Source organism: Acidiphilium sp. C61 (assembly GCF_905116885.1).
Lineage (GTDB): Bacteria > Pseudomonadota > Alphaproteobacteria > Acetobacterales > Acetobacteraceae > Acidiphilium.
In genome coordinates, this window is record NZ_CAJHNI010000005.1 from 1867592 (window position 1) to 1893537 (window position 25946).

Sequence of the window (25946 nt, forward strand, 5' to 3'; positions counted from 1 at the left end):
ACGGCGGCGGATCACCCTCCGCGCACACCCTGGGTGTTGACGTAAAGCGCATACAGGCTCCGGCTCGCCGCCATGAACAGCCGGTTGCGATGCCTCCCGCCGAAGCAGACATTGGCGCAGCGCTCGGGCAGGGCGATGCGGCCGATCGGCGTTCCGCCGGGGTCGAACACCATCACCCCGTCCAGTTCGGCCTCGCCCATCCCCCAGCCGCACCAGAGATTGCCGTCGATATCGACGCGAAACCCATCCGGCGTGCCGCCGGGGCCGGCATCGATCAGTCGCCGATTGTTGGCGAGGCGGCTGTCATCCACCACATCGAACACATGGATTGCCCGGTGAGGCTCGGCTCGCGAGGCGACCACGTAGAGCCGGCTCTCATCGGGCGAAAAGGCCAGCCCGTTCGGCCCCGCGATGTCGTCCGCGACCATCGAGACCGTGCCGCTCGCCGGGTCGATCCGGTAGATCGCGGGCTTCAGCTCCGCCTCCGCGCGGCGCCCTTCATACCATCCGGCAATGCCGAAGGGCGGGTCGGTGAACCAGATGCTGCCGTCGGATTTCACCACGACGTCGTTCGGCGAATTCAGCCTTCGCCCGCCGAACCCGTCCGCGAGCACCGTGATGCTCCCATCGATCTCGGTGCGGATCACGCGCCGCCCGCCATGTTCGCAGGTAATCAACCGCCCCTGGCGATCCCTCGTGTTGCCGTTGGCATGGCCCGCCGGCTGGCGGAACACGCTGACGCGTCCATCGGCTTCGTCCCAGCGCAGCATCCGGTCGTTCGGAATGTCGCTCCATAGCAGGAAGCGCCCGTCGCCGAACCAGACCGGCCCTTCCGCCCAGCGGCAGCCATCGGCGAGCCGCTCCACCGCCGCGTTGAACAGCCGGTAGCGTGCGAAGGCCTGGCTGAGCACATGGATCGCCGGGTCGGGATAGCGCTCGGCCGGCTGCCAGGAGGTGATCGTCATGTCTCCCGCCCATAAGCGAGCAGCAGCGCAAGGATGACGACGCCATAGGCAATGCTGCGCACGTAATCGGGCATCGAAAGCGCGAGCAGAACCGAGACCAGCACGGTCAGGCTCACCGCGCCGGCGGCGACGCCGAGATAATTGCCGCGACCGCCAAGGATGTTCACCCCGCCGATCACCACCGCGGCGATCGAGGTGAACAGGTAGGGGTCGCCGAGGCCGAGCGAGGCTTGCCCGCCAAAGCCCACCAGCATGATCCCGCCGAGTGCGGCGAACCCGCCGCACAGGGCATAGAGCAGGATCGTCATCCGCCGTGCGTCGATCCCGGCGAGGGTGGCGGCGAGCGGATTGGTGCCGAGCGCGTAGGTCGCCCGTCCGAACCGCGTCACCGCGAGCGCGCCGCTGACCAGCGCGGTCACGAACGCCCAGAGCCAGAGCGCATCGGGAATGCCGAGCAGGGTGCCATGCGCCAGCGTCTGGATCAGCGGCGGGGCGTAGGATGAGCAGGAGGAGCAGGTGAAACCGCCGCTCAGCCCGAGTGTCAGCCCCTCGACGATGCCGTTCGCCGCCAGCGTCATCACCACCGCCGGAATGCCGAAGACGGCGATGCCGATGCCATTCGCCACTCCCACCGCCACCCCCATGCCGATGGCCGCGGCGATCGCCTCCGGCGCGCCCGTGTTTTTGCCGAGCGAGGTGGTGGTGAGCAGGATCGCCGCGGCGTTCATCACCCAGGGCACCGAAAGGTCGATCCCGCCGATCAGGATGACGAAGCACTGTCCCGCCGCCACGATGCCGACGAACGAGGCGATCACCAGGATCGAGGCCACGCTGGGGCCGGACAGAAAGCCCGGATGCGCCGCCTCGCCAACCACGAAAAGCCCGATCGCCGCGATGATCGCATAAAGGATCCGCCGCGTATCGACGGAGAGAGCTCTCATTGCCGCCTCCTGATCGCGCCGCCGATGGCGCCGCCGAGCACGACCGCGACGATCAGGAACACTCCTTCGTAGAATGACTGATACAGCGGATTGACGTGGCTGAAGAACAGGATGTTGACGATCAGCGTGGTGATGAACGCACCGGCGATCGCGCCGGCCGCGGAACCGCGCCCGCCGAACAGAGAGACGCCACCAAGCACGACCGCGACGATGGAGGTCAGCGTGTAGCTGTTGCCGGTCGTCGCGTCGCCCGCTGTGGCCGAGGCGGCGAGAAACAGCCCCGCCGCGGCCGCCAGTGCGCCATCGAGCATGTAGGCGATGATCTTGGTGCGCAGCACGCGCACCCCGAGCGCGCGGGAAGAGGCCTCGTCATTGCCGATCGCGTAGAGATCCACACCGGTGCGCGAGCGCCGGAACGCCGCCCAGGCCAGTATCAGGAGCCCGATATAAACCAATGCCCAGGGCGCGTTCGGGTTGACCAGCAGGTTGGTGTAGGCCGGCGGGATCGCACCGCCCGGCGCTGGCAGCACGCGGATCGCCAGACCCTGGTAGATCGACAGTGTCGCCAGCGTCACCACGATCGGCTGCAACCGGCCGAATGCGACCAGCAGCCCGTTCACGAGGCCGCACGCCGCCCCTACCGCGAGAATGACGGCCGACCACAGCAGCGCGCCGCCGAGCGACTTGCCCATGGTCACCGCCGCCAGCGCGTTGGCGAGATCGACGACGCCGCCGACCGAGAGATCGATCCCGCGGGTAAGCACGACGAAGCTCTGGCCCACCGCGGCGAAGACCAGCGGGATCGCGTTGTTCACCGTCGAGGTCAGTTCGAAATTGCCCGGCAGCCGGTGCTGTTCGATGCTGTAGACCATCAGGAACCCGGCCACCGCCAGGGTGAGGATCGCGCCGGCGAGGATCAGGCCGATATTCTGCCCGATCGCGTGGCCGAGGCGGCTGCCGCGCGGCAGTGCTGCGGCGTCAGGCTGCATGGGGAATCTCCGTCTTGCCGCTCTCGCGCATCGCGGCGGCGACGATCGCCTCGGCGGACAGCGCGTCGGCCGGCAACTCGGCGACGAAGGCGCCCCGCCGCATCACCTTCACCCGATGACACAGATGGGCGAGTTCCTCCGCATCCGACGAATAGAACAGGATCGCGTAGCCCTCGCGGGCGAGGCCGGCGATCAGCTCGTAGATCTCGTGCTTGGTCGCGACATCGACGCCGCGGGTCACATCGTAGAGCAGCAGGATGCGCGAGCGCGTCAGCAGCCAGCGCCCGAGCAGCACCTTCTGCTGGTTGCCGCCGGACAGCGCGCCGACCGGCTGCTGCGCCGAGGGCGTGCGCACGGCAAGCCGGCGGATGCTCTCCGCCACCGTTGCGCGCTCGGCGCCGAGCCGCAGGATGCCGAGGCGCGAGAGCCGGCGCAGGATCGGCAGGGTGAAATTGTCCCGCACGGAAAGCGGCAGGAACAGCCCCTCGCTCTTGCGGTCTTCCGGCACCAGGGCGAGGCCGGCGCGGATCGCGTCCCAGGGCGCCGTGATGCGGACCGGCCGTCCCTCGCGCTCGATCCGCCCCTCGCGAAAGCCGGGGGCGCCGAACAGGCCGAAGAACAGGGCGCGATGACCATGCCCTGCGAGGCCGCCGATGCCGAGAATCTCGCCTGCGCGCAAATCGAGGTCGAGCGGCGCGGTTCCCTCCGCCCGCGCGCCGCGCAGCGAGAGCAGCACGGGGCCGGGGGGCTGCGCGCCGCGGGCGGGAAAGATCGTCTCCAGCGCCTGCCCGGTCATCAGCGTGATCGCCTCGTCCTCGCCGATCGAGGTGAAGGTGCCGACATCGGTGCCGTTGCGGAAAATGGTGATCTCGTCCGCGATGCTGGTGATCTCGCCCCAGCGGTGCGAGGTGAACACGATTGCCACGCCCGCGTCCCGCAGCGCGCGGATCTGGCCGAACAGCCAGGCCACCTCGCGCTCGACCAGCGCGGATGTCGCCTCGTCGAGCAGCAGGATCTGCGGGCGCGCCATGATCACCCGCGCGATCTCGATGATCTGCCGCTCGGCGAGCGATATGTCCGCCGCCAGCGCGCGCGGATCGATATGGGTGATGCCGAGCCCGGCGAGTTCGGCCTCGGCGATGCGCGGCATCGCGGCGCGGTCGATCAGGCCGAGCCGGCCGCGCGGCTCGCGGCCGAGCAGCAGGTTTTCCGCCACCGTCATGTAGGGCAGCAGCGTGAGTTCCTGGAACACGGTGCCGATGCGCAGGTCCGGCCCGCCGGTTTCCACGCTGCCCTCGTCGGCTGCGATGCGGCCGCCGAGGATCTTGATCAGGGTCGATTTGCCGGCGCCGTTCTCGCCGACCAGCGCGTGAACGCTGCCGCGCGCGACGGCGATCGAGGCCCTGGTGAGGGCCTTGACGCCGCCGAACGACTTGCTGACCCCGCGCGCCGCGATGGCGGGTGCGGTCATGGCCGGGTCAGGCCTTGGGCAGATGCACGGTCAGGGAACCGCCGCAGGGTGTGCCGTGCAGCGCGGCATCGACGCAGATCTTGAGCGTCGCGTGCGGTCCGCTGTCGGTGAAGTCGGTGAAGAAACTGTCCGGCATGTTGGGGAACACCGTCTCTCCCACCTTCACCGTGGCGTTGGTGACGAAGGGGAAGGGGATGGTGATGTCCTTGCGCGGATAGGATTTGTTGAGGATGCGCCGCGCGAGTTCCAGCGCGATCAGCACGAGGTAGGGCGGCTGGCCGACCGAAAGCCCCTCGACCTTGTGGCCCATATAGCCGGTCATGAACTTGCGGAAGCCGTTTTCCGCCTCGCCGGCGGTCGGCGGCAGCGGTCGTTTCGCGGCTATGAAGGCCTTGAGCACGCCATCCGTGCCGCCCTGGCACCAGATACCGTCGATCTTGGGCAGCGAGGGCAGCACCGAGGCGGTGTTCTTCTCTGCGGTGGAGGACGCCCAGTCGCCGGCGAAACGGCTGACGATCTTGATGCCGGGATATTTCTTCCAGACCTCTTCGGCGCCGCGGTTGCGGTCCTCGTTCACCCCGGTGCCGGCCACGCCCGTCACCATGATGACATTGCCCTTGCCGCCGATCTTCTTCGCCAGCCATTCGGCCAGGGTGGCGCCGAACTTCACCTGGTCGGTGTTCACCTTGATCGCGGTTGGCGTGGTGACGATGTTGTCGAACGAGACGACGAGAATGCCGCGCGCATGGGCCTGCTGGAGAATGCCGTTCAGCCCGGTCGGCGAGGCGGCGTCGACCAGGATGGCATCGACGCGCTCGGCGATCATGCCGGAAATCTGCTGGCTTTCCTGCGAGATGTTGTTGCCCGAGCTGAAATACGATCCGTCGATCTCGCTCTTGTACGGCTCCATCTGCAGCGCCGCCTTGAAGAGGTTGACCATCTCGATGCGCCACTCGTTGCCGATATACGAGTTCGACAGGGCGATCTTGAGCTTGCGGTTGTTCGCCAGCCCGAAGCGGGGCAGGGCGGCTAGCCCGAGCCCGCCGGCAAGCCCGGTGAGCAGCGTGCGGCGGGTCGCGCCGGTCAGGTCAAACACGCCGGAATCGGTTTGATCGAAATCCATCTTGTCCTCCCAGGATTTTGTTACATTCGGTTTATTATCGGTTTTATACAATCAATAAGGGGCGCTGACAATCAGAATCGTGCCCCTTACACCGTCTTGTTGCCCCGCACCGCGACATAGAGCGAATAGACCGAGCTGGTCGCGGTCATGAACAGGCGGTTGCGGTTCGGCCCACCGAAGACGAGGTTGCTGGTGGCTTCGGGCAGGTCGATCTTGCCGAGCGGGGTTGCATCCGGCGCGAAGACGGCGACGCCGTTGGCGGTGCCGCAGCTCGACCAGACATTGCCGTGCTCGTCGATGCGGAACCCGTCGGCGAACCCGTTCGCGATTTCGGTGAAGACCTTGCCCGGCCCGAGTCGCGCGCCGTCGATCACGTCATGCACCCGGATATGATGCGGGCCATCCGCCCGGTGGGTGATGCCGGTATCGGCGATGTAGAGTTTCCGTTCGTCGGGGCTGAAGGCCAGCCCGTTGGGGCGCTCGTAATCGCTGGCGACCACGCTGAGCGCGCCGCTCGCCGGGTCGAACCGGTAGACGTTGCAGGCGCCGATCTCGCTTTCGGCGCGGTGGCCCTCGTAATCGCTCCAGATGCCGTAATCGGGGTCGGTGAACCAGATTGTCCCGTCGGATTTCACCACCACGTCGTTCGGCGAGTTCAGCCGCTTGCCCTCGAAGCGATCCACCAGGATCGTGACCGAGCCGTCATATTCGGTGCGGCTGACGCAGCGCCCGCCATGCTCGCAGCTGACCAGCCGCCCCTGCCGGTCGCGGGTATGGCCGTTGGTGTGCCGTGCCGGCGTGCGATAGACGTCGACCGTCCCGTTCGTCGTCCAGCGCAACATCCGGTCGTTGGGAATGTCGCTCCACAGCAGGCAGTTCTGCTCGCCGAACCAGACCGGGCCTTCCGCCCAGCGGCAGCCGGTGGCGATGGTCTCGATCGCCGCGTTGAACAGCAGCATCGAGCGGAATCGTTCATCATAGACGTGAAAAGCCTCGGACATGGCAGCGCCTCTCCCCCTCGTCGTTGTGGCCGGTCGATCCGGTCCTTGCCGTCAAACGATAAAAGGCAATCGGCGCAAAGGCCAGAGGTTTTGCAGCCGGATCAGCTTGCGAGCGCGGCAATGAAGCCGGCTGCCTTCATGCGCACGGCAGCGGCGTCGTCGCCCGGCCGGTAGAGTGCCGAGCCGATGCCGAAGCCGCCAGCACCCGCCTCTCGCCAGGGGGCAAGCGTGGCCGGCGTGATGCCGCCGACCGGCAGCACCGGCAGCGCTGGCGGCAGCACCGCGCGCAACGCCTTGAGCACCGCGGGACTTGCTGCTTCGGCGGGAAAGAGCTTCAGCCCGTCCGCCCCGGCGCCGATCAGCGCGAATGCCTCGGCCGGGGTGAAGAAGCCGGGCAGGGCGATCAGCCCGCGCCGCTTCGCCTCGGCCACGAGGGCGGGATCGGCGTGCGGCGTGACCATCAATTGCCCGCCCGCCCCGGCGAGGCGGGCGACATCCTCCGCCGTCATGACCGTTCCGGCGCCGATCAGCGCCCGCGTGCCGAGCCCGCGGGCCAGGCGGGCGATGCTCTCGAACGGGTCGGGCGAGTTCAGCGGTACTTCGATGATCCGCAGCCCGGCGTCGACCAGCGCCTCGCCCAGCGCCATCACCTCGTCCGGCGCGACCCCGCGCAGGATCGTGACCAGTGGGCAGGCGTCGAGATGTTCCTTCAGTGTCGCCATGGGATCTCCGCTCCGAGCCGGGTAAGGCCGAGACAGGCGGCGTCGCCGGCGCCATCGTCATGTACGCGCGCCGCCCCGCCGCACAGCGCGATCGCATCGCGGTAGAGCGCGCAGAGCGCGGGATCGCCGATCAGCGTCACCTCCGCCGCCGCCGCCGGCCGCGCGCGACCAATCTCATGGCCGATCTCGTGGCCGATCAGCAGGCCGGACAGATAGGCGCGGGAGGCGGATTTCGACACGCCATCGCGCAAGACCCTGGTCCGCACGCCGAAGAGATGATGCAGCAGCCCGCCAGGCTGGCGCGCCCGCGCGACGCCGTCGGCGAAGGCGTCGGGCTCCGGCCCGCCCGCCTCGATCGTCTGCGCGAGGATCGTCGCCCCGCCCAGCGCGGCGAAGGCCTCGCCGGTCATGTAGGTCCGGAACCCCTCGATCCGCCCGGCCCCGACGACCGCCCATTTGGAGTGGCTGCCCGGCAGGCAGACGAGCCGGCGCGCAGCGTCCCCGACCGCACCGGCGATCTGGGTTTCCTCGCCGCGCATCACCTCCGGAACACCATCCCCGTCCCGCGTCGCGAGCCCCGGCAGGATCAGCACCTCGGCGCCCTCGAACGCCACCGGCCGGGCCGCGGCGGCGATCGCGCCGAACGCCGCCGGGCAGTCGAGATACGGCACGTCCAGCCAGCCCTGGCGGCTGCCGGCCATCCCGGCGATCAGCACCCGCCGCTCGCCGGCCGCCAGCCAGTCCCCGGCGATCTCGCGCAGCACGTCGGCAAAGCCGCCCGGCGCCACGCTCAGCACGCCGCGATCGGCACGGCGGACGTCGCGGGCCATGCCATCCTCCGCGATGCGGAAAGCGCGCAGCCGTGTCGTCCCCCAATCGAGGCCGATCATCGGGGGCCGGTCATCCGCCCGCGCCGCTCAGATCCAGCCGGCATCGACGAAGAAATTATGGCTGGTCACCATCCGGCTGTCATCGGCGGCGAGCCAGAGCACCATCCGCGCAACATCGGCCGGCACCAGCTTCTGCTTGAGGCATTGCTGCTTCATCAGCGTCTCCTCGCCTTCCGGCGTGAGCCATTTCTCGATCTGCCGCTCGGTCATGATCCAGCCCGGCACCACGCAGTTCACGCGGATGTTGTCCGGCCCGAAATCCCGCGCGAGGCTGCGCGTCAGCGCCTCGATCCCGGCCTTGGCGGTGACGTAGGCCGGCATGCCGCCCTGGCCCTTGTGCCAGCTGCTGGAGCCGAAATTGACGATGGCGCCGCCGCCGGCGGCCTTCATCATCGGGATGATCGCCTGGGCGGTGAAGAACTGGTGGCGCAGGTTCACCTGCAGCCGGTCTTCCCAGTATTCCACCGTCACATCCATCGTCGGGTGGCGCTCGTCATGGGCGGCGTTGTTCACCAGCACGGTGAACGGGCCGACCGCCTTGGCGCCCTGTGCGATCGCGGCTTTCAGCGCGTCGATATCGCGCAGGTCGCACCTGATGAAATGCGGCGCGGCGTGGCCCTTCGCCGCCACCTGCTCGACCACGCGCTGGCCGCCCGCCTCGTCGATATCGACGAAGACGATGCGGCTGCCCTGCTCGGCGAAATGCTGCACGACGGAGGCGCCGATGCCGCCGCCGCCGCCGGTGATGAACACGGCCCGGTCCTTGAGGCTCGGATAGATTGCGTTGGCATGTGCGGTCATGATGTTCCCTTTTCCGTCCTGATGTTGTGCTGCCGGCGCCTTGCGTCAGCGCGCCCGTGCCGCGCGGTATTCACGCCGCACGATCTCCAGCAGCTCCTCGACCGATGTGTCGCGCGCCGCGCCCGAGAACGTCACCTCGCCATGCTGCATCAGCATGACGCGATCGGCAATCTCGAGCGTCTGGGCATAATTGTGCATGATCATGATGATCGAGATGTCGCCGCGGGCGCGCTGGCGCTGGATCAGGTCGATGATCAGCCCGGCCTCGCGCGCCCCCATCGCGGCGAGCGGCTCGTCGAGCAACAAAATCTTCGCCTCGGAATACACCGCGCGGGCGATGGCGATCGCCTGCCGCTGCCCGCCCGATAGCATCTCCACCTCCTCGTCGACCGAGGGAATGTTGACGCCGATATCCTCGAGCGCCTCCGCCGCGCGCCGGCGCATCGTCCGGTGGTCGAGCATGCCGAAGGGGTTCCTGAGCTCGCGGTTCAGGAACATGTTGTGATAGATCGGCAGCGTGTTCACCAGCGCGAGATCCTGGTAGACGCACTCGATCCCGAGTGCGCGCGCATGATCGACCGAGGCGAGGTCGACCGCCTCTCCCCGCACGTAAAGCTGGCCCGCGGTCGGCTTGTGAAAGCCGGTGATGATCTTCATCAGGGTCGACTTGCCGGCCCCGTTATCGCCGAGAATGCCCAGCACCTCGCCGCGCCTGACATGCAGCGACACGCCGGACAGCGCCGTCACCGCGCCGAACGACTTGACGATGTTCTCGGCCCGCAGCGCGTCCGGCGCCGTTTCGTTGACGGTGGCGCTCATCGCCGGCCTCCCTTGCGCATGCCCTGGACGCGGATGTTGGCGATCATCGCGATCAGGATGGCGCCGCCGATGATCATGTCGAAGGTGAAGGCGTTGATGCCGGCGAGGGTGAAGCCGTCCTGCAGCACGCCGAGCACGGTGGCGCCGAGCAGCCCGCCGATGATCGTGCCCGATCCGCCGGCGAGGCTGGTGCCGCCGATCACGCCGGAGGCGACGGCGAGGAACATGACGTTGGTGCCGCCGGCGAGCGGGTCGGTCGAGCCGATGCGGAAGGCCTCCAGAATGCCGGTCGCCCCGCCGAGCACGCTGGTCAGCACGAAATTGCCCACCTTGATCCTTGCCGCGTTGATGCCGGCCTCGGTCGCCCCGGTGAGGTTGCCGCCCACAGCGATGGTGTGCAGCCCCCAGCGCCGGTGGCGCAGCACCGCGTGCATCACCAGCACGATCAGCAGCGCCCAGAGAAACTCGCTGTAGCCGGACGCGCCGAAGATGTTGGCGATCGTCGCGCCACCCGGCGTGTTCACCGGATAGCCACGCGAGATGGTGAGGGTGAAGCCGTTGATCAGGAACAGCGTGCCGAGCGTGGTGACGAAGGAGGGCACCCGCAGCAGCACGGTGATCCCGCCATTGATCAGCCCCACCACGGCGGAGACCAGCAGCGCGAGCGCGATGCCGACGAACAGGCCAAGACCCGCCTTCACGCTGAACGCCATGATGAACGGGGCGAGGGCAAAGACCTGGCCGACCGAGAGGTCGATTTCGCCGCAGATCAGCAGCATGATCTCGCCGCAGGCGATGATCGCGGCCGGGGCGATGAACTGCGACAAGGTCTGCAGGTTGGCGCCCGAGAGGAAATTGTCGTTGCTGATGGCGAAATAGCCGAACAGCAGGATGGCGACGACGAGAATGCTTGCTTCTCGCAGCGCGAACAGGCGCGAGCCGTGTCGGCGCAGACTGATGGGCTGGCTCATGCCGTTCCCCTGATCTCAGGCGCCGCCCCGCGCGGGGCGGCCTCGTTGGTGGAGGGCGGACGTCCGGCGGGTGGCCTGCCATGCCCCATCGGGGTGCGGCAGGCCGCCGCGCCGGCGCGGCTTCAGCCGGCGATCGGCCCGTGCCGGGGCACGATCTGCGGCTTGGCCGAGCTGCCCTCGTAGCGGGTGTGCGTGTCGAGATAGGGTTGCACCCCTCCCTTGGTCACGAATTTCAGGCCGGTGTTGATGTCCGCCGGGCCCGACAGGCCGCCGGAGGCGAGGAACGTGAACATCTCCATCACCGTGTAGAAGCCCTGCAGATAGGGCTGCTGGTCGATGGTGAAGTCGAGATCGCCGCTCTTGATGAGGTCGAGCGTCTTGGGAAGCATGTCGAAACCGCCGCCGTGCACGCCCTTCTTGGCGAGGCCGAACTGCTTCATCACCTCGCCGACACCCTGGGTCGAGCCGGCATCCACCGCGAACATGCCCTTCACGTGCTGGTGACCGAGATAATAGGCGCGGATCTTGGAGAGTTCCTCGTTCACCGTCGGGCCGGTCGCGATCTCGTGATAGGTGATGTTCTTGCCGAGTTTCTTGATCGCGGCCGCCGCACCGTCGATGCGCGGCTGGATGTTGAGCTGGCCGGGTGTGGCGATGAACAGCGCGACCTCGCCGGAGCCGACGAGCTGGACGATCTTCTCGCCCATCTGGTAGCCGGCGAGGAACAGGTCCTGGCCGATATAGGCGAGGCGCTTGTTGCCCGAGCCGGCAGGTGCGTCAGCATTGTAGGAAAACACCGGGATGCCGGCGGCGAGCGCGCGTTCGGTCGGCTTGTTGAACGCGGTCGGATCGACCAGCGGCACCGCGATCGCATCGGCCTTGCCGGCAATCGCCGCATCCATCGCGTTGACCATGTGCGCGACGTTCGAGGTCTGCGATCCGGTCCACTGCCATTCGCAGCCGAGCAGGCGGCAGGCGTCGTGGATGCCATACTGCGTCGGCACGAAGAACGGGTTGGTGGTGACGTGGTTGACGAACACGAACTTCCAGCGCTTGTGCGGCGGGAACGGGTCCTTGCCGGCGGCTTCCGCGGTGCGGGCACCGGCGGCGAGCATCGCGGCGGCGGCGCCGAGCGTCACGCCCTGGGCCACGGCGCGGCGCGGCAGGCGCGACGCAACGATATCGTCAACTTTGTCTTCTATCTTTTTTGTCATCGAGTTCCTCCCTGCGATGATTGTCATTTATATTTAGTTGACCCTCAATGAAAATGCAATCGAGGAAATCACGCGCCCTTGCCGGATCCGGTCTTTCGTGCTGCCATCTTCGATGTTGCGAATATAGATCGTTTCTTGCGGCGGCGCCGCGGGGCTGGTCGCAACGGCGGCGCGCCGCTAACCTCGCGTCGCAAGATCCTGTGAGGAGGCCGGCATGACCACGCCCCACGTCCAGTCACACGTCCAGTCACACGTCCAGCCACAAGTACAGTCACAAGTACAGTCACGCTCTGCCCGCTTCGTCGGCCGGCACGCGCTCGTCACCGGCGGGGCATCGGGGATCGGCCGGGCCATCGCCCGGCGGCTCGCTCAGGAGGGGGCCGCGATCACCTTCACCCATCTGCCGGGCGATGAAGCTGCCGCCGAAGCCCTGGATGAACTCCACGCCGCCGGGCCGGCCGCCCGCCATCACGCCGAGGCCGCGGATGTCGCCGACCGGGCCGCGATGGAGGCGGTTGCGGCGCGGGCCATCGGGCGCGCCGGCCATCTCTCGCTGCTGGTCAACAACGCCGGCATCCAGGCCGAGCAGCCGAGCGACGCGCTCGACATGGACCGGTTCGAGCGCATCGTCGCCGTCGATCTGCTGGCCGTTGCCCATCTCTGCGGGCTGGTGATCGGCCACATGGCGGCGCAGGGGGGCGGTGCGATCCTCAACGTCTCCTCGGTTCACGAAATCGTGCCAAAGCCGGGCTTCCTCTCCTACTCGGTGGCGAAAGGCGGGCTTGGCAATCTCACCCGCACCCTGGCGCTGGAATTCGCGGCGCGCGGCGTGCGGGTCAACGCGGTGGGCCCCGGTGCGACGGTCACGCCGATGAACGCGGGCTGGACCGGCGATCCCGAGCGCCGCCGCATCGTCGAGGCGCATATCCCGATGGGGCGTCCGGCCGAGGCCGATGAAATCGCCGCCGTTGCTGCCTTCCTGCTCTCCGACGAGGCGAGTTACGTCACCGGCCAGACCCTCTTCGCCTGCGGTGGCCTGTCGCTGTTCGCCGATTTCGCACGGAACTGGTCCACCTGATCTCACCACATCGCCGAAGCCATGGCCCGAGAGATCAAGGAAACCTGAAAACGTTTTCCTCTTCGCAAGAGGGCTCATCCATCGACTTCTGACCGATGCGGCGTATCGGATCGCGATTGGCTTTGGAATTTTCGTGCGAGATAAAATTTTCGTTCCCGGGCAAGAAATTTCTTGCCCCTGCCGATCGTGCAAATTAAGAAAGTCATGAAAACGTTTTCTGGTCTTCAAACCGCCCATGCGCGGGCCAGCGAGCGAATAACAAGACTGAGGAGGAACGATGACGGCGCCCCGCGCCCAGCCGACCCGTATTCACGACCAGACGCCGGCGGCGGCCCCGAAGCCGCGCGCTTCGGCAGTGCGGCCGGATACCGGCCGATGACCATGCAGCGTCCGTGCCGTCCCGCGCCGCGGAACGCGCCCGGAGGCGCCAAGTCCAGACACCGTGTCGAGACCAAGGAGAACAACATGACCAACAGGAACAGCTTCACCCGCAAGGCAACGATCGCGCTGGCAGCGCTCGGCGCGGTCGCCGGGTTCGCCACCACCGCCCAGGCCGCGCCGATCCGCGCCTGCCTCATCACGAAAACCGACTCCAACCCCTATTTCGTCACCATGCGGAAGGGCGCGCTGGCCGAGGCGAAGAAGCTCGGCGTCGATCTCAAGACCTATGCCGGCAAGTATGACGGCGACAACCAGTCGCAAGTCGCCGCCATCGAGAGCTGCATCGCCGATGGCGCCAAGGGCATCCTGATCACCCCGTCCGACACCAAGGCGATCGTCCCCACCGTCGAGAAGGCGCGCAAGGCCGGGCTGCTGGTGATCGCGCTGGATACCGCGCTGAGCCCGACCAGCGCTGCCGACATGACGTTTGCCACCGACAATTTCGAGGCGGGCGAGCTGATCGGCCGCTGGGCGCGCAAGCATCTCGGCGCCAAGGCGAAGGACGCGAAGATCGCGATGCTTGATCTCTCGATCTCGCATCCCACCGTTGATGTCGAGCGCGATCACGGGTTCCTCGCCGGCTTCGGTGACAAGATCAAGGATCCGAACACGTTCAACGTGGCCGACCCGCGCATCGTCGGCCATGTCGAGACCGGCGGATCGGAAGAGGGCGGCCAGAAGGGCATGGAAACGCTGCTTGCCCGCAACCCGAACATCAACCTCGTCTACGCCATCAACGAGCCGGCAGCCTTCGGCGCCTACCAGGCGCTGAAATCGGTCGGCAAGGCCGGCAAGGTCACCATCGTCGCGATCGATGGCAGCTGCACCGGCGTCGCCGGCGTGAAGAAGGGCATCATCGCCGCCGACTCGCAGCAATATCCGCTCAAGATGGCGGCCCTTGGTGTGAAGGCGATCGTCACCTTCGCCAAGACGGGCAAGAAGCCGCAGGCCAGCGCCGGCAAGGATTTCTACAATACCGGCACCAACCTGATCACCGCCCATCCCGTTTCCGGTGTTCCCTCGATCACGCCGGCGAAGGGCGCCAAGATCTGCTGGGGCAGCTGATCCCCGGCACGACCGCGGGCGGTGCGTAACGCCGCCCCGTTTCCTTCGACTGCCGCGCCGGCGCGCCCGGCGCGGTCATGGAGCATATGCGATGTCGAGCAACGAGCGCACCGAGGTCACCTTCGAGGCCTCCATCGTCACTTCCGGCGCCGAGGCCGTGGCGGAGTTCAGCCACCCCAGGACGCCGCTCGAACGGTTGCAGCACCTGCTGCATGAAACGCCGTGGCTCGCGCCGCTGATCGTGCTGATCGTCTCGCTGCTCGGCTTCGGCATCCTGGTCGGCCATCGCTTCTTCACCGCCTATGCGCTGACGCTGATCCTCCAGCAGGTGACCATCACCGGCATCGTCGGCGTCGCCCAGGCGCTCGTCGTGCTCACGGCAGGGATCGATCTCTCGGTCGGCGCCATCATGGTGCTGTCCTCGGTGCTGATGGGACAGTGCGCCTTCGCCTACGGGCTGCCGGCGGGTGTGGCCATCCTCGCGGGCTTCGGCCTCGGCGCCGCCGCGGGCTGGTGCAATGGCGTGCTCGTCGCCCGCATGAAACTGCCGCCCTTCATCGTCACGCTCGGCACCTGGCAGATCGTGCTGGCGGCGAACTATCTCTATTCCGGCAACCAGACGATCGGCGCGGCGCAGATCTCAATGCAGGCGCCGCTGCTGCAATATCTCGGCAATACCTTCGTGATCGGCGGCGCGGGCGGCGCCACCTTCACCTATGGCGTCGTGCTGATGATCGGCCTTGTGCTGCTCTTTGCCTATGTGCTGCGGCATACCGCCTGGGGGCGGCACGTCTATGCCGTGGGCGACGATCCCGATGCCGCCGCACTGGCCGGGGTGAACGTGCGGCGGATGCTGATCGGCGTCTACACGCTCTCGGGCCTCGTCTGCGCCATCGCCGGCTGGGCGCTGATCGGCCGCATCGGCGCGATCTCGCCCAATTCCGGCCAGTTCGAGAACATCAACAGCATCACCGCGGTGGTGATCGGCGGCATCTCGCTGTTCGGCGGCCGCGGCTCGATCCTCGGCATGATCTTCGGCGCCATGATCGTCGGCGTCTTCACCCTCGGGCTCAACATGTATGGCACCGACCCGCAATGGACCTACCTGATGATCGGCGCGCTGATCATCGTCGCGGTCGCGGTGGACCAGTGGATCAGAAAGGCGGCGGTGTGATGGAACCCGTTCTCAAGGCGCGTGGCCTCATCAAGCGGTATGGCCGGGTCACGGCGCTCGACCATTGCGATTTCGACCTGCACCCCGGCGAGATCCTCGCCGTCATCGGCGACAACGGCGCCGGCAAGTCCTCGCTGATCAAGGCGCTCTCCGGCGCCATCCAGGTCGATGAGGGCGAGATCCATCTCGAGGGGAAGCCCGTGCGCTTCGCCTCGCCGATCGCCGCCCGCGCCGCCGGCATCGAGACGGTCTACCAGACGCTCGCCATGGCGCCGGGCCTGTCGATCGCCGACAACATGTTCATGGGCCGCGAACTGCGCAAGCCGGGCCTGCTCGGCAAGGTGTTTCGCAAGCTCGACCATGCCGAGATGCAGCGCATCGCCCGTCAGAAACTCTCCGATCTCGGGCTGATGACGATCCAGAACATCAACCAGGCGGTGGAAACCCTCTCCGGCGGCCAGCGCCAGGGTGTCGCCGTCGCCCGCGCCGCCGCCTTCGGCTCCAAGGTCATCATCCTCGACGAGCCGACCGCCGCCCTCGGCGTCAAGGAATCCCGCCGCGTGCTCGAACTCATTCTCGACGTGAAGGCCCGCGGCATCCCCATCATCCTGATCAGCCACAACATGCCGCATGTCTTCGAGGTGGCGGACCGCGTTCATATCCACCGCCTCGGCCGCCGGCTCTGCGTGATCGACCCGAAGACGCATTCGATGTCCGACGCCGTCGCCTACATGACCGGCGCGCGCACGCCGGATGCGGTGCTCGATCCGGCGGCCTGATCCGGCCCGGTTGCGTGGATGTCGGTTGCGTAGATGCCGGGATGAAGGGTTCGATCGTTCTGAAAAAACGATCAATTAGATCTAATCGTTCTGTATAGACGATGATATGGCGATGCCGCTATCACGGTGGCATCGCCGGATCGCGGACTTGCTGCCGCCCCGGCGCCCGACCCGGAGGCATTCATGATCACCCAGGATTTCGCCCGCTTCGCCCGCGCCCGCCTCGCCCGCACCCGTCACACCGGCCTGCTCGCCATCGTACGCCAGTTCACGCCGAACTGGTTCGCCGCGACGATGGGCACCGGCATTCTGGCGCTCGACCTCAACCAGCTGCCCGGCCTGCACCGTCCGGCGATGGCGCTCTGGCTGCTGAACATCGCACTGTTCGCGCTGTTCACCCTGCTCTACGCCGCGCGCTGGCTGCTCTACCCGCGTGAGGCCGCGCGGATCTTCGGCCACGCCGTAATGTCGATGTTCCTCGGCACCATCCCGATGGGTCTCGCGACCATCATCAACGGCTTCATCGCCTTCGGCCTCGCCCCGCTCGGGCCGGACGCGGTCGGCATCGCCACCGCCCTCTGGTGGGTGGATGCGGCGCTGTCGGTCGTCATCGGCATCGGCGTGCCCTTCCTGATGGTCATCCGCCAGACCCATGCGATCGAGACGATGACGGCGGTCTGGCTGCTGCCGGTGGTCGCGGCCGAGGTCGCGGCGGCGAGCGGCGCGCAGATCGTCCCGCATCTCGGCAACCCGCATCTGGCCCTGCTGGTCGATATCCTGTCCTACGCGCTCTGGGCCTACTCGGTGCCGGTCGCGCTCGGCATCGTCGCGGTGCTGCTGCTGCGCCTCGTGCTGCACCGGCTGCCGCATCGCGACATGGCGCCCTCGTCCTGGCTCACTCTGGGGCCGATCGGCACCGGCGCGCTCGGCCTGCTGCTGCTCGGCGCCGATGCGCAGGGCGCGCTCGCCCCGCTCGGCCTGCCGGGGCTCGCCGATGCGGCGCGCGGCATCGGGCTGATCGGCGGCGTCATCCTTTGGGGGTACGGCGTCTGGTGGCTCGCCTTCGCGGTGCTCGCAACGCTGCGCTACCTGCGCGCCGGCATCCCGTTCAATCTCGGCTGGTGGGGCTTCACCTTCCCGCTCGGCGTCTACACCGCCGCCACCTTCGCGCTGGCCGGGCAGACCCATCTCGCCGTCTTCCACATCGCCGCCGTGGCGATGACGGCGAGCCTCGCCACCCTCTGGGCGATCGTTGCGGCGATGACGCTGCGGGGGGCCGCAAGCCGCGCGCTCTTCGTCGCGCCCTGCCTGCTGGGCGCCGCCCTGGCGGATGATGCGCCGGCAGCCTGATCGCGGCTCTCTCGTGCGGACCGGGCGGCACCATGCCGTCCGGTCTGGCCAACCGGAAGCGGCTGCATTAACGTTTCCGTCGCGTTCCGTTGCTGACGGACGCGCCGGTCCCGCTTCCGGTTCGTCATCCGGCATCAGCCGGGACCCGCCCGCCGCGCCTTTCGAACAGAGTGCCAAAACGGGGAGGATCTCATGAAAAAATTCATCAACGCACCGGAAAACGTGGTCGCCGAAGCGCTGGCCGGCATGGCCGCCGCGCATCCCGATCTCATCCGCGTCCACACCGATCCCGATTTCATCACCCGCGCGGATGCGCCGGTGCGCGGCAAGGTGGCGCTGGTCTCCGGTGGCGGCTCCGGCCACGAGCCGATGCATGGCGGTTTCGTCGGCCGCGGCATGCTCGATGCCGCCTGCCCCGGCGCCGTCTTCACCAGCCCGACGCCGGACCAGATGCTCGCCGCCACCAAGGCGGTCGATGGCGGAGCCGGCGTGCTGCATATCGTGAAGAACTACACCGGCGACGTGCTGAACTTCGAAATGGCCGCCGACCTCGCGAAGGAGGAGGGGCTCGACGTCGCCGCCGTCGTGATCGATGACGATGTTGCCGTGCAGGACAGTCTCTATACCGCCGGCCGCCGCGGCGTCGGCGCCACGATCCTCGCCGAGAAGATCTGCGGCGGTGCCGCCGAGGCCGGCGCCGACCTCGCCAGCGTCGCTGCCCTTTGCCGCGAGGTGAACGGCGCCGCCCGCTCGATGGGCGTTGCGCTCAGCCCCTGCACCGTGCCGCATGCCGGCAAGCCGAGCTTCACCCTTGGCGAGGGCGAAATGGAATACGGCATCGGCATCCATGGCGAGCCCGGCCGCAAGCGCATCCCCATCGAACCGGCGGACCGCGTTGCCGAAATGCTGATGGAACCCATCCTCGCCGACCTGCCGTTCCGCCAGGGCGACAAGGTTCTGCTCTTCGTCAACGGCCTCGGCGGCACGCCGCTGGTCGAGCTCTACGTCCTCTATCGCAAGGCCGCGGAGATCGCGCGCAGCCACGGGCTGACGGTCGCGCGCTCGCTGGTCGGTCCCTACATGACCAGCCTCGAGATGGCCGGCACCTCGATCACCCTGCTGCGCCTGACCGACGACATGATCCGTCACTGGGATGCGCCGGTGGTCACCCCGGCGCTGCGCTGGGGCGCCTGAGGCGGGCAGGGGGATTGCACATGGCCGACCAGCTCGACGTCCCACTGCTCACCGCCTGGCTCGGCCGCGTCGCCACCGCGATCGAGGCGCAGCAGGGCTATCTCTCCGATCTCGATGCCGCGATCGGCGATGGCGATCACGGCGCCAACCTCGCTCGCGGCTTCAAGGCGGTGATGGCGAAGCTCGGCACGCCCGCCGATCCGGCGGCGCTGTTCCGCAGCGTCGGCATGACGCTGATCGGCACCGTCGGCGGCGCCTCCGGCCCGCTCTACGGCACGCTCTTCGTCGAAATGGCCAAGGCCGCCGCCGGCCGCGCCACGCTCGACGCCCCCGGCTGGCACGGTGTGCTTGCCGCTGGCGTCGCCGGGGTCGTTGCCCGTGGCAAGGCTGCCCCTGGCGACAAGACGATGATCGACGCGCTCACCCCCGCCGTCGCCGCTCTCGAAGGGGCGGCCAGCCTGCCCGAGGCGCTCGCCCGCGCGGCCGCGGCCGCGCGCGCAGGTGCCGAGGCCACCGCGCCGCTGGTCGCCCGCAAGGGCCGCGCCTCCTATCTCGGCGAACGCGCGATCGGCCATGTCGATCCGGGAGCGACCTCGTCGGCGATGCTGCTCGCCGCCCTCGCCGAAGCCGCCGGCTGAGCGGCCCGGCACGCCGCGCCATGGCGACAGGCCTCCTCCTCGTGTCCCACAGCGCGGCGCTGGCCCGCGCCACCGCCGAACTCGTCCGGCAGATGACCGGCGATCGCCTCGCCCTCGCGATCGCCGCCGGCGCCGGGCCGGATCATGCCGAACTCGGCACCGACCCGCTCGCCATCCTCGCCGCCTGCGAGGAGCTGGCCGGCTGCGAGGGAATCGTCGTGCTGATGGATCTCGGCAGCGCCGTGCTCAGCGCCGAAATGGCGCGCGACCTCGCGGACGATGCCCTGCGCGCCCGGCTTCACCTCGCCCCGGCGCCCTTCGTCGAGGGGGCGCTGGCCGCAGGCGTCGCCGCCGCCGCCGGGCAGGCCGCCGACCGCGTGGCCGCCGAGGCGATGGCTGGGCTCGCGCCGAAACAGGATGCGCTCGCCCCTCCCGAACAAGCCGCGCCGCCGCCGCCAGCGGCCACGTTCACCCGCGAGGTGACGCTGGCCGATCCGAACGGGCTGCATCTGCGCCCCGCCGCGCGCTGCGTCGAAATTGCCGCCCGGTTCGATGCCACGCTGCACCTCCGCTACAATGGGCGCGTCGCTCCGCTCGACAGCCCGACCGCGCTGATGGCGCTCGGCGCGAAGGGGGATGCCGCGGTGACGATCGAGGCGTCCGGTCCCGAGGCCGAGCCCGCCGCCGCCGCCCTCGCCGCCATCCTCGCCGAGCGCCCGGCGGATTCTCACACCGAACCGGGTGCAATTGCGGCGCCCGGCGGAGTCGTGCCGATGTCCCCCGGCCGCGCCGCCGGCCCGGTCGTCGCCGTGTCCCGCGCCCTGCCGGCAGTGCCTGAAACCACGGTGACGGACCGCGCGGCGGCGCTTGCCCGGCTCGATGAAGCGCTGGCCGCCGCCCGCGCCGCGCTGGCCGGCAACCCGATCCTCGCCGCCCAGGCCGCCCTGCTCGCCGACCCGGCGCTGATCGGCCCCGCCCGCGCCGCGATCAAGAGCGACGGACGCCACGAGGCCGCCGCCTGGCGCGACGCCATCGCCGCCGCCGCCGCCAGCCACGAGGCGCTCGACGATCCCTATCTCCGCGCCCGCGCCCGCGACCTGCGCGAGGCCGGCGATGCCGTGCTCCGCGAGCTGCTCGGCGGCTTCGGTCTCGACCTGCCTGCCGCGCCCGCGATCATCGCGGTGGACGAGCTCACCGCCGCCGAGGCGGCGAGCCTGCCGCCCACCACCCTCGGCGTGCTCGACCGGCGCGGCGGCCCCACCAGCCACGCCGCGATCCTGCTGCGCGCCGCCGGCATTCCCGCGCTCGGCGGTGTCGTGCTCGACAAGCTGCCGACCCGCGTCGCCTTCGATGGCGCGACCGGCGAACTCGTCACCGAACCCGATGCCGCGACCGAAGCCCGTTACCGCGCCGCCGACCTCCTCGCGCCGGGCCCGGCCTCCGTCATCCTTCCCGACGGCGAGTCGCTCGAATTCTGGGCGAATGTCGCCGGCCCCGCCGATGCCGCCGCCGCCGCCCGCGCCGGCGCCTTCGGCATCGGCCTCGCCCGCACCGAAATGCTCTTCCTCGGCCGCGCCGACATGCCCGGCGAGGATGAGCAGGAAGCCCGTATCGCCGCGATGATCGCGCCGTTCCGCGGGCGTCCGGTCGTGGTCCGCCTGCTCGATGCCGGGGCGGACAAGCCGGTGCCCTTCCTCGCCCTGGCGGCGGAGGAAAACCCCGCCCTCGGCGTGCGCGGCGTGCGCGCGCTGCTCCGCCGGCCGGAATTCTGCGCCGCGCATCTGCGCGCTTTGCTGCGCGCCGGCGCCGGGCACGACCTGCGGATCATGGTCCCCATGGTCACCTTCGCCGCCGAGTTGCGCGCCATACGCGACGTGCTCACGGCCGCCGCGCGGGAGGTGGGGTGCGAACCGCCGCCGCTCGGCGCGATGATCGAGGTGCCCGCCGCCGCCCTCACCGTGCCGGAGTTGCTGGCGGTGAGCGATTTCTTTTCGATCGGCACCAACGATCTCACGCAATATGTCCTCGCCGCCGATCGCGGCCACAAGGATCTCCCCGGTTTCGCCGATGCCGGCCATCCGGCGGTCATCGGCCTCTGCGCCCAGGTCTGCCGCGACGCCGGCACGGCTCCGGTCTCGGTCTGCGGCGAAGCCGCTGGCGATCCGGCGACCGCCCGTCTCCTGGTCGAGGCTGGCATCCGCAAGCTCTCGATGGGTGCCGCCCGGCTAGGGGCGATCCGCGCGGCGTTTCCCGCCAACGTATTCTGACGTCAGCTTACCCCAGGCCACGGCGCCGCCGCTCGGTCCGCCCCTTGCCCCGTATTTCCGGGCGAGGGGCCGGAACTGGTCAGGCCGTCAGCCTGGTCTCCGCCTGCTGCAGCACCGGATAGCGCAGACCGGCCTTGAGCGGCGTCACGGTCAGAACACGGCCTTTGAGCAGGCTCGCCGGTACTACCGCCGCCCCATCGGTCCAGCGGCCATCCGCTTCCACGCCGTGCCACCCTTGGGCCAGTGCCGGGTGATCGAGTGCCACCCGTTCGTCGCCCGCCCTCAAGGCGCCGATCTTGACGCCGAGCCGGCGGCGGTCGCGCGGGTCGGGCGTGACCTCGGCGGGAACCGCGCTGCGCGATGTGATGATCGCGGCGCCATCGGCGCGGTACTCGACCCGAAGCTGCGCGTCGTCCGTTGTTTCGAATCCTGCGCGATCGAGGATCTGCATCCGGACCTGCTCGACGATCGCGCCATGCTCGGCGAACGCGGCGCAGCTTGCCGCCTCGCGCAGCGGCTGTGCGAATTCCGGATGCAGGGCGATGGCGACACCGCCATTCTCGAAAGCCTGGCGGTTGCCGGTATCGAGGTAGCTTTCCGCCGGCATGTTCTCGGCCAGCAGGATCGCGTGCGACAGCAGTTCGACATGGTAATAGGTCACGCTGCGCCGTTCGATCTGCCGGATCGTCATGCCATTGACGAGCGCTTTCGCCGGGATCAGCGTATTGTTGAAATAAAAGGCGTGATCCGGCGAAACGACGAGGTCGCGCGCCGGCACGTTATCCGCAATCGCATGAGCGCCGATCAGCACCGGCTGCACCGCGTCGGGCCTGGCGTGGCGACCCGGCTCGATCGTGCGGTGTCCGATCCACACCACGGGTGCCGTCCCGCCGTCGTGCAGAAGGACGGAATCTCCCTTCGCCAGTGTCTCCACCGGGATTTCACCGCGCGTGGTCGCAATCCGGGTGCCCTCGGCAAAACAGGCATTCGAACCAAGCGATGACAAAGACGGTGTCACACTATCGAACGTAATTTCGCCAGTACTCTGACCTTGTATGTCATAGAATAAATTCTGCTGCGTATAGAGATTTACGTCAACATGTCTGATACCGCGGACAGCAAGGAATTCCAGTCCGTGTACATCGAGTCCCTGCGTATTGCCATTATATCCGCCGGGGCCGAAGCCGCCGCCGGACGTCGTGCCCGGGAAAATAGCGTTATCGTAAATGACGCCGTGGCCCGCCTGAACTTGCCCGCTGTTTCCGACCATCCCGGTGATTGTGTTGCCTTCCCAGGTCCCGCTGATCGACAGGACGGGATATCCTTGGCCGGTAACGACACCGATGTTCAGGGGGTTCGTGATGGTGGCGATCGTTGTCGAGATCGTCACGTTGATCGTGTCTGTGTATGAACCGTCGGTAAAGGTGTATGTAAAAGTTTCCTGTCCGGACATAAGAAGCACCTCAAAAATTAAAGTTTTATGAGTATAAATACATTATACTAATTCATTTTATTTTTTATTAACATATCGACTGTGCCGGTGCAAATCCACACGCTGGGGTAAGGCGGCCCTTAAATCTTCCAGTGCTTCGGCCGACCCGGCTCCATCTGCCGGGATCAATCACCCGCTTGTGCCGCAAGCCGTCGGGTTTGTGCCGCCCGCCCGGGCTGGCGATGGCGATAGGCGATGGCTTCGGCGATGTCCTCCCGCCGCACCACGTCCACGCCGGCGAGATCGGCGATGGTCCTCGCCACCCGGATGATGCGCGTCAGCCCCCGCGCTGAAAGATGCAGCCGGTCCGCCGCCTGTTCCGCCAATGCCCGCGCCGCTTCATCGAGCGCGATCGCGTCGCTGGCGAGTGTGGCGTTTGTCACGCTTTCGCCCTGCCGCGCCCGCTGGGTTTCCCGGCACGCCGCCACCCGGGCGGCCACGATCGCGCTGCTCTCGCCCGGCGGCGCGCGCATCAGCTCCGCCGGGCTTGCCGGTGCGATCTCGATCACGAGGTCGATCCGGTCGAGCAGCGGCCCGCTGATCCGGCCCTGATAGTCCTCGCCGCAACGCGGCGCGCGGCCGCAGGCGCGCGCGGCGTCGAACAGGTGGCCGCAGCGGCATGGATTCATCGCCGCCACCAGCTGGAAGCGGGCCGGGTAGGTAACATGCGCCGCCGCCCGTGCGACCGTGGTTCTCCCGGTCTCCAGCGGCTGGCGCAGCGCCTCGAGTGCCGCGCGCGGGAATTCCGGAAACTCGTCGAGGAACAGAACCCCCCGATGGGCGAGTGAAATCTCGCCGGGCCGTGCCCGATTGCCCCCGCCGGCGATCGCCGCCATGCTGGCCGAGTGGTGCGGCTCGCGGAATGGGGGGCGCGTCACCAGCTCTCCTTCGCTCAGCAACCCGGCGACGGAGTGAACCATGCTCACCTCCAATGCCTCGCGCGGCGTCAGGCCGGGGAGCAGCCCCGCCAATCGCCCCGCGAGCATCGATTTCCCACCTCCCGGAGGGCCGATCATGAGCAGATTGTGCTGCCCCGCCGCGGCGATTTCGAGTGCCCGCCGCGCGCCCTCCATGCCGCGCACATCGGCGAGATCCGGCTGGTCGCCCGCGGGCTGCAATCGCCCGCGCGCAGGCCGTTCGAGCAGCGCCTCGCCCCGGAAATGGTTGATCAGCCCGAGCAGGTCGGCCGGCGCCAGCACGCCGATCTCGCCGGCCCAGCCGGCTTCCGGCCCCTGCGATGCCGGGCAGATCAGCCCGAGGTCGCGCCCTCCCGCGGCGATCGCCGCCGGCAACACGCCGGCCACCGGCGCGAGCCGCCCATCGAGCGACAACTCGCCGATCGCGGCAAAGCCGGCCATCTCCTCCGCCGGCAGCACATCCATCGCCGTGAGCACGCCGAGCGCAATTGGCAGATCGAAATGGCTTCCCTCCTTTTGCAGGTCAGCCGGGGCTAGGTTCACCAGGATGCGTTTTGCCGGCAGTGCCAGGCCCATCGCGGTGAGTGCCGCGCGCACCCGCTCGCGCGATTCCGCCACCGCCTTGTCGGCCAGCCCGACGATGAGGAACACCGGCAGCCCGGATGCGATCTGCACCTGGACCTCGACCGGCTGCGCTTCGATTCCCGCGAAGGCGAAGCTCTGGATGCGGGCGATGCTCACGCCGCCGCCCCGGTGAGAAATCCTTCGCGCCGGAGGCTCAGCCAGCCGGCCTTGCCGATGATGACGTGGTCGTGCAGCGTCACATCCAGCAGGGCAACGGCGCGTTGAACCTCCTTTGTCATCTCGATGTCGTCGCGCGAGGGAGAGGGATCGCCGCTCGGATGGTTGTGCACGATGATGAGCGCCGTTGCGCCCGTCTCGACCGTCCGCCGCACCACCTCGCGGACATAGACCGGTGTGTGGTTCACCGTCCCGCGCGAGGCGACCTCGTCGGCCACCAGCCGGTTGCGGTTGTCGAGATACAGAACGCGGAACTGCTCCACCGTCTCGCGCGCCATGGCCATGGTGAGATAGTCGATCAGCAGCTCCCAGTTGTTGAGCAGCGGCGCGCTGGCCAGTTCGGTTCGCGCCAGACGGATGGCGGAGGCCTGCACCAGCTTGATCGCGGCGACGCTGTGCTGCCCGAGGCCCGGTGTTGCGAACAGTGTCTCCGGCGCGGCGGCGAGCACGCCGGCATAGGAGCCGAACCGGTTGATCAGCGCCTTGGCCAGCGGCTTGGTATCTCCCTTCTTGAAGGAGAGGAAAAGCAGCATCTCCAGCAACTCGTAATCGGCCAGCGACTCGGCGCCGCGGCCGAGCAGCCTGTCGCGCATCCGGCCGCGATGGCCCTGCGGCCCGGTGCTGGAAAACGGCGCATCCGGCGCCGGCGCTGGATCGAACGTGTCGCGTTCCGCCATCCCGCGCGGCCGCAGAGCGGCTTCGGGAAACGCTCCGGCGTTGGGCCGGCGAATCGCGCGGAATAGTTTTTCCAGCAAATGCGCGAAACCTTCCTCAATAATACACGCGAAGGTTGAATATTAACGATTGATTGACCGGCTTGTCCAGTATCTTCCGATCCCTGGC

At 68.3% G+C, this 25946-nt stretch carries 23 protein-coding genes; 8 read left to right on the forward strand and 15 right to left on the reverse strand.

The window, feature by feature from the left end; genetic code table 11:
* Positions 1–11: 11 nt before the first annotated feature.
* The 12 genes from HUW10_RS11630 to HUW10_RS11685 all read right to left on the reverse strand — a co-directional run bounded on the left by HUW10_RS11630 (position 12) and on the right by HUW10_RS11685 (position 11907).
* Positions 12–959: an SMP-30/gluconolactonase/LRE family protein gene (locus HUW10_RS11630; protein ID WP_201712645.1), complete on the reverse strand. Its 948-nt coding sequence runs from the start codon at positions 957–959 to the stop codon at positions 12–14.
* Positions 960–961: 2 nt separating this feature from the next.
* Entirely contained in the window at positions 962–1906 is a 945-nt protein-coding gene (locus tag HUW10_RS11635) for an ABC transporter permease (RefSeq protein ID WP_174503655.1), read from the reverse strand.
* Positions 1903–2895, reverse strand: coding sequence for an ABC transporter permease (locus HUW10_RS11640; RefSeq protein ID WP_174503656.1), 993 nt, complete (start codon positions 2893–2895; stop codon positions 1903–1905). The genes HUW10_RS11635 and HUW10_RS11640 overlap by 4 nt, the downstream gene beginning before the upstream one ends.
* Positions 2885–4366: a sugar ABC transporter ATP-binding protein gene (locus tag HUW10_RS11645; RefSeq protein ID WP_174503657.1), complete on the reverse strand. Its 1482-nt coding sequence runs from the start codon at positions 4364–4366 to the stop codon at positions 2885–2887. Before HUW10_RS11645 ends, HUW10_RS11640 begins: the two co-directional genes overlap by 11 nt.
* 7 nt (positions 4367–4373) lie before the next feature.
* Positions 4374–5489 (reverse strand): sugar ABC transporter substrate-binding protein, encoded by a 1116-nt coding sequence (locus tag HUW10_RS11650; protein WP_174503658.1) that lies wholly within the window; start codon positions 5487–5489, stop codon positions 4374–4376.
* 86 nt (positions 5490–5575) lie between these two features.
* Positions 5576–6490 carry an SMP-30/gluconolactonase/LRE family protein gene (locus tag HUW10_RS11655; protein WP_174503659.1) on the reverse strand — a complete coding sequence of 305 codons (915 nt, stop codon included), beginning with the start codon at positions 6488–6490 and terminating at the stop codon, positions 5576–5578.
* Between the two features lie 101 nt (positions 6491–6591).
* A complete protein-coding gene (locus HUW10_RS11660) occupies positions 6592–7212 on the reverse strand; it encodes a 2-dehydro-3-deoxy-6-phosphogalactonate aldolase (RefSeq protein ID WP_174503660.1) in 621 nt (206 codons plus the stop codon).
* Positions 7200–8102: a 2-dehydro-3-deoxygalactonokinase gene (locus tag HUW10_RS11665; protein WP_174503661.1), complete on the reverse strand. Its 903-nt coding sequence runs from the start codon at positions 8100–8102 to the stop codon at positions 7200–7202. Before HUW10_RS11665 ends, HUW10_RS11660 begins: the two co-directional genes overlap by 13 nt.
* A gap of 27 nt (positions 8103–8129) precedes the next feature.
* Positions 8130–8903, reverse strand: a complete 774-nt coding sequence (locus HUW10_RS11670) for an SDR family NAD(P)-dependent oxidoreductase (RefSeq protein WP_174503662.1) — start codon at positions 8901–8903, stop codon at positions 8130–8132.
* Between the two features lie 45 nt (positions 8904–8948).
* Complete coding sequence (locus tag HUW10_RS11675; protein WP_174503663.1) at positions 8949–9722, reverse strand: ATP-binding cassette domain-containing protein; 774 nt, start codon at positions 9720–9722, stop codon at positions 8949–8951.
* Entirely contained in the window at positions 9719–10693 is a 975-nt protein-coding gene (locus HUW10_RS11680) for an ABC transporter permease (protein WP_174503664.1), read from the reverse strand. Before HUW10_RS11680 ends, HUW10_RS11675 begins: the two co-directional genes overlap by 4 nt.
* A gap of 122 nt (positions 10694–10815) precedes the next feature.
* Positions 10816–11907 (reverse strand): sugar ABC transporter substrate-binding protein, encoded by a 1092-nt coding sequence (locus tag HUW10_RS11685; RefSeq protein WP_174503665.1) that lies wholly within the window; start codon positions 11905–11907, stop codon positions 10816–10818.
* 214 nt (positions 11908–12121) lie between these two features.
* On the opposite strand from HUW10_RS11685, the gene HUW10_RS11690 reads away from it, so the two are divergent.
* From HUW10_RS11690 to dhaM, 8 genes are all read left to right on the forward strand, one after another.
* Positions 12122–12985 carry an SDR family NAD(P)-dependent oxidoreductase gene (locus HUW10_RS11690; protein WP_174503666.1) on the forward strand — a complete coding sequence of 288 codons (864 nt, stop codon included), beginning with the start codon at positions 12122–12124 and terminating at the stop codon, positions 12983–12985.
* A 465-nt stretch (positions 12986–13450) separates the two neighbouring features.
* Complete coding sequence (locus HUW10_RS11695; protein WP_174503667.1) at positions 13451–14491, forward strand: substrate-binding domain-containing protein; 1041 nt, start codon at positions 13451–13453, stop codon at positions 14489–14491.
* Positions 14492–14582: 91 nt separating this feature from the next.
* Entirely contained in the window at positions 14583–15665 is a 1083-nt protein-coding gene (locus tag HUW10_RS11700; RefSeq protein ID WP_174503668.1) for an ABC transporter permease, read from the forward strand.
* Positions 15665–16444: an ATP-binding cassette domain-containing protein gene (locus HUW10_RS11705; protein ID WP_174503669.1), complete on the forward strand. Its 780-nt coding sequence runs from the start codon at positions 15665–15667 to the stop codon at positions 16442–16444. Before HUW10_RS11700 ends, HUW10_RS11705 begins: the two co-directional genes overlap by 1 nt.
* A 183-nt stretch (positions 16445–16627) precedes the next feature.
* Positions 16628–17794, forward strand: a complete 1167-nt coding sequence (locus tag HUW10_RS11710; protein ID WP_174503670.1) for a TDT family transporter — start codon at positions 16628–16630, stop codon at positions 17792–17794.
* Between the two features lie 192 nt (positions 17795–17986).
* Complete coding sequence (gene dhaK, locus HUW10_RS11715; protein ID WP_174503671.1) at positions 17987–18988, forward strand: dihydroxyacetone kinase subunit DhaK; 1002 nt, start codon at positions 17987–17989, stop codon at positions 18986–18988.
* A 20-nt stretch (positions 18989–19008) separates the two neighbouring features.
* Positions 19009–19626, forward strand: coding sequence for a dihydroxyacetone kinase subunit DhaL (dhaL, locus tag HUW10_RS11720; RefSeq protein WP_174503672.1), 618 nt, complete (start codon positions 19009–19011; stop codon positions 19624–19626).
* Positions 19627–19646: 20 nt separating this feature from the next.
* On the forward strand, positions 19647–21893 hold the full coding sequence (dhaM, locus tag HUW10_RS11725) for a dihydroxyacetone kinase phosphoryl donor subunit DhaM (RefSeq protein ID WP_174503673.1): 2247 nt from the start codon (positions 19647–19649) through the stop codon (positions 21891–21893).
* Positions 21894–21972: 79 nt separating this feature from the next.
* Here the strand turns inward: dhaM and HUW10_RS11730 are convergent, their stop codons facing one another.
* The 3 genes from HUW10_RS11730 to radC form a co-directional block, all read right to left on the reverse strand.
* On the reverse strand, positions 21973–23346 hold the full coding sequence (locus tag HUW10_RS11730; protein WP_174503674.1) for a Hint domain-containing protein: 1374 nt from the start codon (positions 23344–23346) through the stop codon (positions 21973–21975).
* Between the two features lie 164 nt (positions 23347–23510).
* Complete coding sequence (locus HUW10_RS11735; protein ID WP_174503675.1) at positions 23511–25043, reverse strand: YifB family Mg chelatase-like AAA ATPase; 1533 nt, start codon at positions 25041–25043, stop codon at positions 23511–23513.
* Complete coding sequence (gene radC / locus HUW10_RS11740; protein ID WP_236656357.1) at positions 25040–25780, reverse strand: DNA repair protein RadC; 741 nt, start codon at positions 25778–25780, stop codon at positions 25040–25042. Before radC ends, HUW10_RS11735 begins: the two co-directional genes overlap by 4 nt.
* Between the last annotated feature and the right edge of the window lie 166 nt (positions 25781–25946).